This window comes from Hymenobacter artigasi, assembly GCF_012275535.1.
GTDB lineage: Bacteria > Bacteroidota > Bacteroidia > Cytophagales > Hymenobacteraceae > Hymenobacter > Hymenobacter artigasi.
The window spans coordinates 110,740-124,219 of record NZ_JAAVTK010000012.1 but is presented as its reverse complement, the minus strand read 5'-3'; the positions used below and the strand labels follow the sequence as shown (position 1 = coordinate 124,219).

Genomic DNA, 13,480 nt, shown 5'->3' with positions numbered 1-13,480 from the left:
CAGGCACGTTGCATAAGTGCAAAGGAGCTGACTCCGTAGCTTCCTCAATCCCCCGGAAAGTCAAATTAGTTGGGTCCCTGATGCGTTGGCCCACGAAACTCACGGTCGCCTACGAAGGCGCACTGCTCGGGGTCATCCCCATCGAGGGTGTAGTTAAGGGTCAGGATAGTGCCCTCAACATTACCGGTAGCCGTTATAGTGCCACGGTAAGTAACCCCAAGATACGTGTACTGATAAGGCGTCTTTGGTATCGTAATATTTTTGCCATCTACCGTAGCTTCGTACGTCTCACCAATGCCATACAGGTTGGTGATAAAAACTTTACCATTTGCAGTATTTGCCTGGTTGTAAATAGATACGGTGTAAGGGTCCCCAGGAGTAGTTGGGCACTTTTCGGTTCCTACGAAGTTGCCAGCAACGGGCGAGAGAATACTTATATCAGTATTGTCTTTTTTGCAGCTAGAAAATGCAGCGCCCAGCGTTAGTAAACTTACAGCCAGGACTGAAAGAGGAAGTTTGCTCATAGAAAGGAGGGGTGAATGAGAAAAATGATTTTAATTCGACAGCAATGTCGACGCTAAGGTAACTGAATTAACGCTTGAAAATTATATCGGTGCGCTAATTTAGCCAGCATGAAATACGTGAATAAAATATATAAATAGTACGTTAAATACAGTGCAAAACCCTTTGTATATCGGGCGTTGCAAAATGAAAATGCCCACAAAATCGGGCAGCGGCGATGGTAATTCAGCCCACACCTCATCCGTTAATATCGTGTTGCCTGCATTTACCGCTACCGAGCAAACTGCTCGTTAAAAATAGTTTTTAAGGCCGGAGAAAATAAATAGAAAGTACGAGCGATACCGTTTGCAAACGGCTAAAATCGCAACGGCCTGCACCTGGCAAAAAGAGCTCAACCAAAGTCTATAGGCCCAGTTTTTGGGCGGCATTATGCTGGCGCACATTATCAAGGCGGGTGTAGCGGCGAATCATCTCGCTGGTCTTGTGCTTGGTCTGGTTCATGACTTCCGAATCATCAGCCCCCGCTAGCTTCGCCACGGTTACGAAGGATGCCCGTAGGGAGTGGGCCGAATACTTCGGGCCCAGATAGCGCTGCACAATTAAGTTCAGGTGCTTATCCGTCAGCCGCCGCTCCGTGAGTCGTTCGCCCTTGCGAAAGGAGACAAACACGGGCCCAGTGGTCCGGTCGAGCCGCTGCACCCAGGCCTGCAGGGTGCGAATGGGGCACAGCTTAAAATCCGGCGAATAGAAAATGGCCTTTTCCTCAGCCGCCCCCAGCTGGTTGGTTTTGCTCCTGGCCAGGTTCACAATCAATCCTTCTTCGGAAAAGGATAAGTCCTCAATGTTGAGCGCGGCCAGTTCCGAGCGGCGAAAGGCTCCGGTGAAGCCCAGCAGCAAAATCACCCGGTCGCGCAATCCGGCCAACGTTTTGCCATCGATGCTTTTCACCGTGCGCTTGAAGTTGACCAGCGTAAAAGCTGGTGCCTGTTTCTGGCGCCCCCCTTTGAGCCGGGCAATACCTTCCATGAGCACCTTGAACTTCTTGTCGTCTGTGGGCGAGTCAACCCCACGCAAGGCATGGGCCTTGGCCACGGCCGCGCAGTGCCGCTGAATGGTGGCTACCTTTTTGCCGGTTTCGGCCAGGTGCGTCACAAATCCCGCGAGCGTATCGACCGAGGCCGGCAGCGGCTCAAGGCTGTGTTCGGCGCACCACAAGCCAAAGCGTTTCAAATCCCCGGCATAGGCCCTAGCCGTGTTGGCCGCGCCGCTCAGCCCGGCCTCCACGTAGCGGTTGGTGTGCTCGGCCAGGTGCGCGAGCGCCGCCGACGAGCTGACCGGAATCGAGAGAGCGGAACCGTTTTCCATGCGACCTATATATAAAGGAGTAAAACCGCGACTTCGGGGAGGCAAAAGCGAAGATAGTGATAAGGTCCGATAAGTAAACATTATCGGACCTTATCAATGAAGCTGTTCAGAACGTCATTCCGAGCGCAGCCGAGGAATCTCGCTCGGGGTTGTGTACACGTAGCGCGAACTTTGTAGTTCGCGTCCCCGCGCCATTAGTGAATTGTTGATACGGCGCGGGGACGCGAACTACAAAGTTCGCGCTACGTGTACACGAACCTGAAAACTGCTCCAGGTGTCGTTCCACTGTTCACGCGGGATTCCCCGGTTGCGCTCGAAATGACGAGCTTCCTATTTTCGGGCACTTCCTAAACAGCTTCACTATCCGGAGCAGCATTATGCAGCGAGACCTTACCTCTAGTTTGGCAGGTTATGCTAATGGAGGCTTCCAGGATGTAGGGGCGGAGCTTGCCCCCGCACGCTACTCCATTTTCGCAAACCCCTTATGACGGGTTTAACTTGATAACTGAGCTAAACACCTATCCGATTTAAAACGCTGTCATTGCTCCTGCTTCAAACGGTTTATTCGCGATTTCCGGATTGAAGGCATATAGAAAGGGCGAGCGGTGCTGCCCAATTTTCCGGCGCTCTTCCAGCTGCGTGACGAGGCCGAGGGCGAGCAGCTTTTTGCGGAAGTTGCGGCGGTCGAACTGCCGGTCCAGAATGGATTCGTACAGCGAGTGAATTTCGGGCAGCGTGAATTTCTCCGGCAACAGGTTCTGGCCAATGGCCTGCTGGTAAATCTGCGAGCGAAGCGTAACCAGCGCCTTATCGATGATTTCGTTGTGGTCGTACTGCAACGGCGGAATGCTGTTGATGTCGACCCAACTGTACCCTTCCACCAAAAACTCCGGGGTGATGGTGACGGCCTGGTAGTCTACCAGGGCATAGTACCCAATCGAGAGCGTGCGCTTCGACAGCCAATGGTCGTCGCTGATGGCGACGTTGGCCTTCGCGTAGACCTTGTTGTGGTTGTTCTGGATTTCGATATGGTCCAGCCGGATAGGACTGTCGCCGAAGGTGTAAAACTGCTGCAAAAACAGGTTGGTGAGCCGCGTCTTTTCATACAGAATGCGGTGAGCGGCGGCGGTTAACGCTTCCCGGCGCTCCACAAAGCCGCCGGGCAAGCTCCAGTTTTCCTGGTCGTGGTAGCGGATTAGCAAAATTTTCAGCTGCTGGTCGTGGTAGCCAAATATGACGCAATCGATGGATAAATGCGGCAAATAACGCTTATGCCCATTGTGCACGAAATCAACAACGTCTTCGGAATTATTCATAACAGGAATTTTTCATTGCGTAAAGTAGACGCATTACAAAATTGTGTTTACATTTACCCTACAAATATCGCAGAAAAGGCGCCCGGACTACCCCGCTTGAGCGTCTCTTATCAGCCTGGCCGGCTGCTGCTCCCTTTCCCGTACGGCCGCTACCAGCATCCCCCGTTACTGCCGCTTCTCATCAAGTCCCGCGACCCGCACCCGCTTCGCTTCCTGATAGCTAAAACTCAGCAATCGTTTCCTGCCCACCCATGCGAGCTGAACGCACGATAATACCGCACAAGAGGCTTATTGATAAGCTATTGCAATAAGCCGGCTCAGATTCATACGCTATTTCGAATTGATTTCCAGGGTGCTGTCAGCGCCCGGCTCGGCTTGCCTATTGCCCTTGCGTCAGGATTGAAAAACTTCGTTTTACCCTAAAAATTCCCACTTAATCTCAAACGTATGCTTCCATTCTCTTACAAAAACCTCTTGCAGAGCGCAGTGCTCCTTGGTGTGAGCGGACTGCCATCCATTGCGAGCCCCGCCGTTGCGGGGCCGCGCGCCGCAGCGGCGCCGTGGGCCCTAAAGCCGGTGGCAGATGTGCCGGTGTCGGGCCGCGTGACGCAGCCCAACGGCGAGGGCCTGCCGGGCGTGACGGTGCTCGTGAAGGGCACCAGCATTGGCACCTCCACCGGAGCCGATGGCAGCTTCAGCCTCAATGCTCCCGAAAACAGCGTGCTGGTTTTCAGCTCGGTAGGATTTGTGCGGCAGGAAATACCGGTGACGGGAGCTACGACGAGCCTGGCCATCCGGATGGCCGACGATACGCAGGCGCTGAAGGAAATAGTGGTGGTGGGCTACGGCACCCAGGAGCGCCAGAGCGTGACGGGCGCCGTGGCGTCGGTATCGGGCCGCGACATTGCGTCGCAGCCGGTGGCCGACCCCGCGCAGGCCATTCAGGGCCGGGCGGCGGGGGTGCAGGTGGTGTCCAACGGCGGCGCGCCGGGCGGGCAGGGCGGCACGTCTATCCGGGTGCGGGGCATCACCTCGGCCGGCAACAACTCGCCGCTGTATGTGGTGGACGGCTTTCCGCTGCCCTCGGCGGTAGATGGCAATGGCAACGCCACGGGTACGGAGATTAACAACATCAACCCGAATGACATTGAAACCATTGACGTACTGAAAGATGCGTCGGCCACGGCCATCTACGGCCTGCGCGCCGCCAACGGCGTGGTGCTCATTACCACCAAGCGCGGCAAGGCCGGCACCTCCAATGTAAACATCGACGCTTATGTGGGCGTGCAGAACGTGTGGAACAAGGTGGGCCTGCTGAATGCGCAGCAGTATGCCGAGCTCAATAACGAGGCCCGCAACAACTACAACGCGCAGTTTCCAAACGATACGCGGGCGCTGAACTCCCGCTTCAACACGCCCGCCAAAATCGCGGCCCTGCCTTCCACCAACTACCTGGACCAGATTTTTCGGCAGGCCAAGATTCAGAACTACTCGATTTCGGCCACCGGCGGCAGCGAAAAGGCACGCTACGCGGTGAGCGCGGGCTATTTCCAGCAGGACGGCATCATTATCGGCTCCGATTTCCAGCGCTTCACCCTGCGTACCAATGGCGAGGTGCAGCTGTCTAAAATCCTGAAAATTGGCAATACGCTGGCCCTCAGCCACCAGGAAGAGCATCCGCTGAACGGCGAGAACGACGAGTTTGGTGGCCCCATTCAGCTGGCTATTCAGGCGCCGCCTTTCCTGCCGGTGTATAATTCGACGGGCGGGTTTTACGAGTTCGGCAGCACGCCGGAAGACAATTTCGGCGAGGAAAACCCGGTGACCAAGGCCCTGCGCGCCACCAACAAGAACAACCGCAACCGGGCCACCACCACGTTCTACGCCGAGCTGGAGCCCCTGACCGGCCTGCGCCTGCGCAGCAGTGTGGGCGCCGATTTGCAGTTCAACCAGAACGACCAGTTCAATCCATCCATCGTGGGGTCGTCGAAATACAACCCCCAGAATGCCTCAGCGAGCAGCAGCTCCAACTACGCGCCCAGCTACCTGCTTGAGAACACCGCCACCTACGACCGCACCATTGCGGCAAACCACCACTTCACTGTGCTGCTCGGCCAGTCGGCCCAGCAGTTCGACAACTTTTACCTGGGGGCCAGCCGCACCGGCTACCCCACCAACACCCTACAGATTTTGGACCAGGGCCCCATTAACGCCCAGATAGCCAACAACGGCGGTAACAGCCGCAGTCGGCTGCTGAGCTACTTTGGCCGCCTGAACTACGAGTTTGCCGGCAAATACCTCTTCCAGGCCATTGCCCGCTTCGACGGCTCGTCGGCCTTCGGGCGCCAGAACAGCATCGGCTTCTTCCCCGGCGTATCGGCGGGCTGGCGGCTGTCGGAAGAAAACTTCCTCAAGGAGGTGGAGGCCATCAGCAACCTGAAGCTGCGGGCAGGCTACGGCAAAGTAGGCAACCCCCTGAACGCCGGCACCTTTGCTTACACCGCCCTCATCAACTCTTCGATAAGCTCGTATAGCGGGCCGGGCACGGGCTACGTGTTTGGCACCGGCAGCCAGGGCACGGCCCAGGGCAGCGTGCCCACCCGCCTGCCCAACCCCGACATTGCCTGGGAGACTAACGTACAGTACAATGTGGGCGTAGACCTGGGCCTGTTCAAGAACCGGGTAACGGCCTCGCTCGACCTCTACAGCCGCACCTCGCCCAACCTGCTGCTCTACGTGCCGGCCACCTACGTATCGGGTACCCGCGACGCGGTGCCGACCAACGCCGCCTCGTCGCGCAACCGGGGCGTGGACCTGTCCGTGACCACCAACAACTTTGTGAGCGCCGACCAGGGCTTTTCCTGGAGCACGACGCTGAATATCTCCGCCTATCGCAGCGAGATTACCTCGCTCGGCATCGGCAAGCCCTTCAACGGGCAGGGCATCCGGGGCGGGTCCAGCCTGGTGCGCTACGACGTGGGCCAGCCGCTGGGCGCGTTCTACGGCTTTGTGGCCGATGGCATTATTCAATCGAAAGATGAGCTGGCGGCGCTGAACGCCAAGTCGCCCACCGGCTTTTACCAGAGCTCGGGCACGGCCCCCGGCGACATCAAGTTTAAGGATGTGAACGGCGACGGCGTGGTGAATGACGACGACCGGGCCTTCATCGGCAATCCCAACCCAAAGTTCACCTACGGCCTGAACAACACGTTCACTTTCAAAGGTTTTGACCTGAACGTGTTTCTGCAAGGCGCGCAGGGCAACGACGTGTACAACCTGAACCGCTACTACCTGGAAGGCGGCCTGGCCGCAGCCTCCAACGCCGGCACCATTGCCCTGGACCGCTGGACGCCGACGAACACCAACACCACCGTGCCCCGCGCCGTGTTCAACGACCCGAACCAGAACAACCGCATATCGAGCCACTACCTGGAAAATGGCTCCTACATGCGCATCAAGCTGCTCACGCTGGGCTATACCCTGCCCCAGTCGCTGCTCACCACGCTGCACAGCCAGCGTATCCGCGTGTATGTGAGTGCCCAGAACCTGGCCACGTTCACCAAATACACCGGCTTCGACCCGGAGCTGGGCAACCAGGGCAACAGCCTGGGCGTCGACCGCGGCATCTACCCGCAGGCCCGCGCCTTCCTGGCCGGGGTAAACTTCGGCTTCTAGCCCGTGATAAGCGCTTGGCAATGCGTGTGCTGCCGGTCTGCCTTTGCACTACCGGTTAAGCACGGGTCGACACGCCCTTAGCACATCTTCCTCCCATTCCTGACTCTTAACTGACCAAGTTGATGAACCCATTACTTTTCAAAAAGCAAGTCCTGAGCACGATGCTGCTCACGCTGGGGCTGCTCGGCACCGGCGGCTGCACCAAAGACTACCTGGACCTCAAGCCGCGCAACGCGGCCTCGACCGAAACGTTCTACACCACCCAGACCGATGCCATTCAGGCTGCCAACGCGGCGTATACGCAGCTGCAGCAGGCCGGCATGGTCAATCATTCGCTGTGGATGATGGACATCATGGCCGACAATTCCTACGTGGGCGGTGGCGGCGCGGCCGACGGCATCGAGTTTCAACAGCTCGACAACTACACGATTCCGCCCAGCAACCCCGTCATTACCGACCACTTCCAGCGGGCCTATCTGGGCATTGGCGCGGCCAATCAGGTGCTGCTGCACGTACCCGACATCAAGGTAATCGACGCCGCCATCAAGAGCCGGTGTCTGGGCGAGGCGCAGTTTCTGCGGGCCCTGTACTACTTCTACCTGGTGCGGGCCTACGGCGACGTGCCGCTGGTGCTGACGCCCGCCGTGAGCCCCGCCGCCGCCGCCAGCGTAAGCCGCGAGCCGGCTGCTAAGGTTTACGCGCAGATTGTCATCGACCTGACCGAGGCCATAAAAAACCTGCCCCTGCCCTCTACCTACTCCAACGACGATGTGGGCCGGGCCAGCAAGCTCTCGGCCATGGGCATGCTGGCCAAGGTATATCTCACGCAGGGCGACATGACCAATGCCGCCAGCCAGGCCGATTTGACCATTACCGCGGCTCTGGCCGATGGCAAAGGCCTGTGGGCTAACTATGGCGACAACTTCAAGCTGGAAAACGAGAACGGCAAGGAGTCGCTGTTTGAGGTGCAGTTCAAAAGCGGCCTCAATGGTTACATTCTCGAAGGGCCGGGCTCGGCCATCAACGAGTTCTGGGGCGCGCGCTTTTTCGGCAGTCCCTACGTGGTGAGCAGCGGCGGCTACGGCTTCAATATCCCGGAGAAGGAGTTTGCCGACGGCTACGAAACCGGCGACCGGCGCAAGGCCGTGACCATGTTCGTACCCGGCGACCTCTACACCGACGGCCCCCGCGATGCCCAGGGCAACGTGCAGGTGCAGCCCGCCAAGCTGGAAGGCGACCCCAACGGCTTCAACGTGCGCAAATTTTACGCCGGCACGCTGTCCACCATCTGGGATTCGCCCCTGAATGTGCCCATTCTGCGCCTCGCCGATGTGTACCTGATTAAGGCCGAGGCCGGCGGTACCGGCGCACTGGCGGCCCTCAACGCCATTCGGACCCGCGCCGGCCTGCCCGCCGCCACCAACACCAGCCAGGCCACCGTGCTGAAGGAGCGCCGCTACGAGCTGGCCTTCGAGATGGACCGCTGGTACGACCTGAAACGCACCAAAACGCTGCTCAACAACCCCAACCTGCTCGCCAAAGGCATCAAGTCGTTCAACGACTTACTCCCGATTCCGCAGGTGGAGCGCGATGTGAACCGGAACCTGACCCAGAACCCCGGCTACTAAGCGTCGCAACATCCTCACCCCTAAATAAATACTGCATTCCAATCCAGCAGCGACCTGCTGAATGAAGCTATTGAAGCTGTTTGGAAAGTCAGCCCAAAGTCGTTGTTCCGGTCTGACCGCCCTAGGCGGTCTGACCGGTTGCCGCGAGAACGACGCCAGTGCTTGTTGGGCCGATGCCAACGACAACCGGTCGGACCGCCTAGGGCGGTCAGACCGGCGCAATCCGATTTTCTAAACAGCTTCATTTCAAAAACGGAACCGGCCGGCCGCCGAGTGGTGGGAACAGCAAATCGGCTGGCCGGGGAAGTTTTTTCAGGAATGATAATCCGCATTTACATCCGTGGAGGCGAGCGGTAGCTACTGCCCGCCTCTGCGCTTTTTCACTATTCTTATGTCTCCTAAATTCCCCCGCTTCCCGGTTTTTCTGGGTGCTGCTTTTTCCACGTTCGCGGCGGTCGGCCCGGTGGCGGCCCAGCGCAAGCCCGTAGCCACCGCCGTAACCAACCAGCAGGCCGCCCTCACGGCGAATGATGCGCAAGTCGAAGCCCTGCTTAAGCAAATGACGCTGGAAGAGAAAATCAAGATGATTCACGCCAACTCGGCCTTCGCCTCGGGCGGCATTGCCCGCCTGGGCATCCCCGAGCTGATGACCTCCGACGGCCCGCATGGCGTGCGCCCCGAGCAGGGCCGCGACTGGCGCGGCGTGAAAGACGCCAAAGACGCGGGCACCTACCTGCCCACCAACAACACCCTGGCCGCCACCTGGAACCCCGCCCTGGGCTACGCCTACGGCACCGTGCTGGGCCAGGAAGCCAGCGCCCGGGGCAAGGACATGATTCTGGGCCCCGGCATCAACATCGTGCGCGCCCCACTCAACGGGCGCAATTTCGAGTACCTGAGCGAGGACCCGTACCTGGTGTCGCGCATGGTGGTGGGCTACATCAAGGGCGTGCAGGCGCAGGGCGTATCGGCCTGCGTGAAGCACTACGCATTGAACAACCAGGAAGTCCACCGCGACGACATCGACGTGAACGTGAGCGAGCGGGCCCTGCGCGAAATCTACCTGCCGGGCTTCCGGGCCGCCGTGCAGCAGGGCGGCGTGTATTCGCTCATGGGCTCGTACAACAAGTTTCGGGGCACCTACGCCACCGAAAACGCCTACCTGATGAACACTATTCTAAAGGGCGAATGGGGTTTTAAGGGACTGGTAATTAGTGACTGGGGCTCGGTGCACTCCACGCAAAACGCCCTGCGCAACGGCACCGACCTAGAAATGGGCACCGACCTGGTGCTCATGAGCAAGGGCCTCGACCAAAGCGCCACGGCCTCGGGCGAAACCGGCCAGCCCGACCTGGTAAACGGCAGCAGCCAAAGCCTCTATAACCGTTTTTTCCTGGCCGACCCCGCCCTTGAAGCCATCAAAAAAGACCCTGCGCTGCTGCCACTGCTCGACGACAAGGTGCGGCGCATTTTGCGGGTTGAGTTTGCCACGCACATGCTGGGCGGCACCAGGCGCCAGCCGGGCACTTACAACACGAAGGAGCACCAGGCCACAGCCCTGAAAGTGGCCGAGGAAGGCATCGTGCTGCTGAAAAACGACGGCATTCTGCCCCTGAAAAAGACCGTGAAAACGGTGGCCGTTATCGGGGCCAACGCTACCCGCGAGAACGCCGGCGGCGGCGGCAGCGCCCAACTCAAGGCCAAATATGAGATTACGGCCCTGCAGGGAATCAAGAACGCGCTGGGCAGCGGGGCCACGGTCACCTTCAGCCCGGGCTACACCATTGCCCGCGACCAAAAGGCCGACCCTAAGCTAATAGCCGAGGCCGTGGCCGCCGCCAAAGCCGCCGACGTGGTGATTTACGTGGGCGGCTCGTTCCACGGCTACGACTACACCAAGTGGAGCGACAACGCCTACGACGCCGAAGGCACCGACAAGCCCGACCTGCAACTCCCCTTCGGCCAGGTTGAGCTGGTGCAGGCCGTGCAGGCCGCCAACGCCAATACGGTGGTGGTGCTGCTCGGCGGCGGGCCGATTGAGGTGGCCGCCTTCGCCGGCCAGTCCCGGGCTGTGCTCGAAGCCTGGTACCCCGGCATGGAAGGCGGCAACGCGCTGGCTCACATTCTATTCGGCGACGTGAACCCGTCCGGCAAACTGCCCTTCACCTTCCCCGTGAAGCTGGCAGACGCCCCCGCCATGAAGCTGGGCGAGTACCCCAGCACTCCCGGCGAACCCCTGAAACAGACCTACAAGGACGACATCTGGGTGGGCTACCGCTACTACGATACCTACAATGTGGCCCCCCAATACGCCTTCGGCCACGGCCTGAGCTACACCACCTTCAAATACAGCGCCCTCACCGTAACGCCCGGCCCCAAAAGCGCCACCGTGAAACTGACCGTTACCAACACCGGCAAAGTAGCCGGCGCCGAGGTAGTACAGGTGTACGTAAAGGACGAAAAAGCCAGCGTTAAGCGCCCCGAAAAGGAGCTCAAAGGCTTCGAAAAGGTGTTTTTGAAGCCTGGCGAATCCAAAGCCCTGACCGTGGCGCTGGACGCCGGCGCGTTTCAGTATTACGATGAGGCGAAGAAAAGCTGGGTGCTGGAGCCGGGCAAGTTCAACGTACTGGTGGGCAGCTCGTCACGCGATATCCGGCTGACGGGCGGGGTGACGCTGTAGCCGTTCTACCGTCGTCGCCCTGCCCGTGCGCCGGCTACCACTTACCTAGAGCAGTTTTCGGGTTTAGGTACAGCTTATGAGGCCCGCAGGCAGTAGCGCGAACTTTGTAGTTCGCGTCCCCGCGCCGTTAGAACTACGCTGACGGCGCGGGGACGCGAACTACAAAGTTCGCGCTACGTGTACACGAACCTGAAAACTGCTTTAATTCCTCGTCAAATCCCCCCCAAAACGATGTTACGGCAGGGCTAAGAAAGCCGTGATATCACCGGTATGCGTTAGTGTTAGCTGGTGCATGGCCCGGGTGCAGGCCACGTAGAGCATGCTTTTGTCGACCTCCGTTTTATAGTTAAGGGCAGAAACGAACGGCAGAATGACTTCATCGAATTCCAGGCCCTTGGCCAGGTGAGCAGTGGTGATGATGACGCCTTCCTTGAAGGTCGTGGACTCGTCGGTGAGCAGGTAGATGCCGGGCGCTTCCAGCGCCTGGTGTACTTCCTCGGCCTGCCGCAGAGTTTTGCAGATGATGCCCAGGGAATGATTTCCGGAGCTGAAAAAGGCCGTGAGCAGCTGCTGGATGGCCTGCAACTCCTCGTTTCTGCTGGCGAAGCGCGCTACCACGGGTTCCTGCCCATGGCGCTCCAGGGGGATGATGTGGGGGTTGGGCGTGATGCGCTGCGCGAAGGCCGTAATCTCGACGGTAGAGCGGTAGCTGCGGTACAGCTTCACCACATCGGCCTGCGGGAATACGCGCTCGATGGTTTCGGCCGAGGAAGAGCTGTACGGGTTCACCGTCTGGCTGACATCGCCCAGAATGGTTTTGCGGCACAGGAATATGCGCGACAGCACGGCATACTGCACGGGGGTGTAGTCCTGCATCTCGTCTACCAGCAAGTGCTTCACGTGGTCGTAGGTACTGATGCCTTCCAGGCGCAGGCGCAAGTAGATGAGGGCAAAAACGTCGGCGTATTCCAGGTGCAGGCGGTGGTCGATGTTGAACAGGTCGGGCTTGCCCAGCCAGCGGTAGAAATCCCGGTACAGGTCCAGCACCTGATGGAAGCGGAACATGCGGGGAATGGCCTCGCCAATCGTGTTTTTTTCGTGCCCGGTGAGCTTGCGCTTGGTGGCATCGCGCACGTAGGCCCGTACTTCCTCGGCCACCAGCGCAAAGCGTTTCAGGAGCGGCACCCGGTGGAAGGTCTTGAACTTGGCCAGCATAAACGGCAGGGGAACCACGGTGCTACCCACCCGCAGCTCCTTCACCGTGAAGTAGTTGTTCTCAACGTAAATAAGGTACTGGTTGAGCTGGCTGAGGAACTCGAACGACGACTTGAACCGGATGCGCTCAATAAACGCCTGGTCGTGGTTATCGAGCAGCGCGGAAACCTGCTCGAAGAAGGTCTGGAACGAGTAGCGGTGGTCGAGCAAATCGGCCGCCAGCTCTTCCATGCCCAGCTCGGGAATGTGCTCTTCGCCCAGCTCGGGCAGCACGTTGGAGATGTAGTCGGCGAAAACCTTGTTGGGCGAGATAATGAGCACGTCCTTCGCCCCAATGGTTTCGCGGTAGCGGTAGAGCAGGAACGCAATGCGGTGCAGGGCAATGGAGGTTTTGCCCGAGCCGGCCACGCCCTGAATGACCATCACCTGCGCGGTTTCGTTGCGAATAACCGCGTTCTGGTCGCGCTGAATGGTGGCCACGATGTTCTTCAGCTTGTCGTCGGAGGACTTGGCCAGCTCGCGCTGCAGCACGTCGTCGTGAATGTTCACGTCGTTTTCGAGCATGAATTCCAGGCGGCCATCCCGGATTTTGTACTGCCGCTTCAGCTCAATGGTGCCCTGAATCAGGCCCGAAGGCGTGGCGAAGGCGGCTTCGCCCAGTTCAAAATCATAAAACATGGACGAAACCGGGGCCCGCCAGTCGTAGATGAGGCTGCGGCGCTGGTCATCCATGAAGGAATACACCCCGATGTACACCGGCAGTTTTGCCTGCCCCTGGGGTACAAAGTCGATGCGGCCAAAGTAGGGCGACTGCCCCAGCTTGAGCAGCTTCCGCTTCTGGCCCACGGCTGCTTCGCCGGTAAACGCCATGCGGTCAATAGATTGGCCGGCCGACACCATGTCGGCATCGTCCATGCCGGACTGGTGCTCATGGATGTACTCCTTTTTCTCCCGCAGCTCGTCGGAAAACTGCCGGACGGAGCCGTCTATCCGCCGAATGGCCAGCGTCAGCTTCTCCTTAATTACTTCCAGGTATTCTTTCTCTTCTTGTTGCGTTGCGTTCATCCCGACAGTACTTG

At 59.0% G+C, this 13,480-nt stretch carries 7 protein-coding genes; 3 read left to right on the top strand and 4 right to left on the bottom strand.

Annotated features, from left to right (window positions below):
* Positions 1-65: 65 nt before the first annotated feature.
* The 3 genes from HBN54_RS17650 to HBN54_RS17640 form a co-directional block, all read right to left on the bottom strand.
* Positions 66-524 carry a hypothetical protein gene (locus HBN54_RS17650; RefSeq protein ID WP_168674550.1) on the bottom strand — a complete coding sequence of 153 codons (459 nt, stop codon included), beginning with the start codon at positions 522-524 and terminating at the stop codon, positions 66-68.
* Between the two features lie 400 nt (positions 525-924).
* The gene (locus HBN54_RS17645) at positions 925-1,887 is read right to left on the bottom strand and encodes a site-specific integrase (RefSeq protein WP_168674549.1); all 963 of its coding nucleotides are present in this window, start codon (positions 1,885-1,887) and stop codon (positions 925-927) included.
* A gap of 527 nt (positions 1,888-2,414) precedes the next feature.
* Entirely contained in the window at positions 2,415-3,203 is a 789-nt protein-coding gene (locus tag HBN54_RS17640; protein WP_168674548.1) for an NUDIX hydrolase, read from the bottom strand.
* A 447-nt stretch (positions 3,204-3,650) separates the two neighbouring features.
* Between HBN54_RS17640 and HBN54_RS17635 the strand changes: the two genes are divergently transcribed.
* From HBN54_RS17635 to HBN54_RS17625, 3 genes are all read left to right on the top strand, one after another.
* Positions 3,651-6,878, top strand: a complete 3,228-nt coding sequence (locus HBN54_RS17635) for a SusC/RagA family TonB-linked outer membrane protein (protein WP_168674547.1) — start codon at positions 3,651-3,653, stop codon at positions 6,876-6,878.
* 122 nt (positions 6,879-7,000) lie between these two features.
* Positions 7,001-8,506: a RagB/SusD family nutrient uptake outer membrane protein gene (locus HBN54_RS17630; protein ID WP_168674546.1), complete on the top strand. Its 1,506-nt coding sequence runs from the start codon at positions 7,001-7,003 to the stop codon at positions 8,504-8,506.
* Between the two features lie 391 nt (positions 8,507-8,897).
* The gene (locus HBN54_RS17625; protein ID WP_168674545.1) at positions 8,898-11,186 is read left to right on the top strand and encodes a glycoside hydrolase family 3 C-terminal domain-containing protein; all 2,289 of its coding nucleotides are present in this window, start codon (positions 8,898-8,900) and stop codon (positions 11,184-11,186) included.
* 234 nt (positions 11,187-11,420) lie between these two features.
* Here the strand turns inward: HBN54_RS17625 and HBN54_RS17620 are convergent, their stop codons facing one another.
* Complete coding sequence (locus HBN54_RS17620; protein WP_168674544.1) at positions 11,421-13,466, bottom strand: HelD family protein; 2,046 nt, start codon at positions 13,464-13,466, stop codon at positions 11,421-11,423.
* Positions 13,467-13,480: the final 14 nt, after the last annotated feature.

Bases quoted from the DNA above. Each gene is read 5' to 3' on its own strand.
- HBN54_RS17650 (WP_168674550.1), bottom strand. From the start codon at position 524: ATGAGCAAACTTCCTCTTTCAGTCCTGGCTGTAAGTTTACTAACGCTG.
- HBN54_RS17620 (WP_168674544.1), bottom strand. From the start codon at position 13,466: ATGAACGCAACGCAACAAGAAGAGAAAGAATACCTGGAAGTAATTAAG.
- HBN54_RS17645 (WP_168674549.1), bottom strand. From the start codon at position 1,887: ATGGAAAACGGTTCCGCTCTCTCGATTCCGGTCAGCTCGTCGGCGGCG.
- HBN54_RS17625 (WP_168674545.1), top strand. From the start codon at position 8,898: ATGTCTCCTAAATTCCCCCGCTTCCCGGTTTTTCTGGGTGCTGCTTTT.
- HBN54_RS17640 (WP_168674548.1), bottom strand. From the start codon at position 3,203: ATGAATAATTCCGAAGACGTTGTTGATTTCGTGCACAATGGGCATAAG.
- HBN54_RS17630 (WP_168674546.1), top strand. From the start codon at position 7,001: ATGAACCCATTACTTTTCAAAAAGCAAGTCCTGAGCACGATGCTGCTC.
- HBN54_RS17635 (WP_168674547.1), top strand. From the start codon at position 3,651: ATGCTTCCATTCTCTTACAAAAACCTCTTGCAGAGCGCAGTGCTCCTT.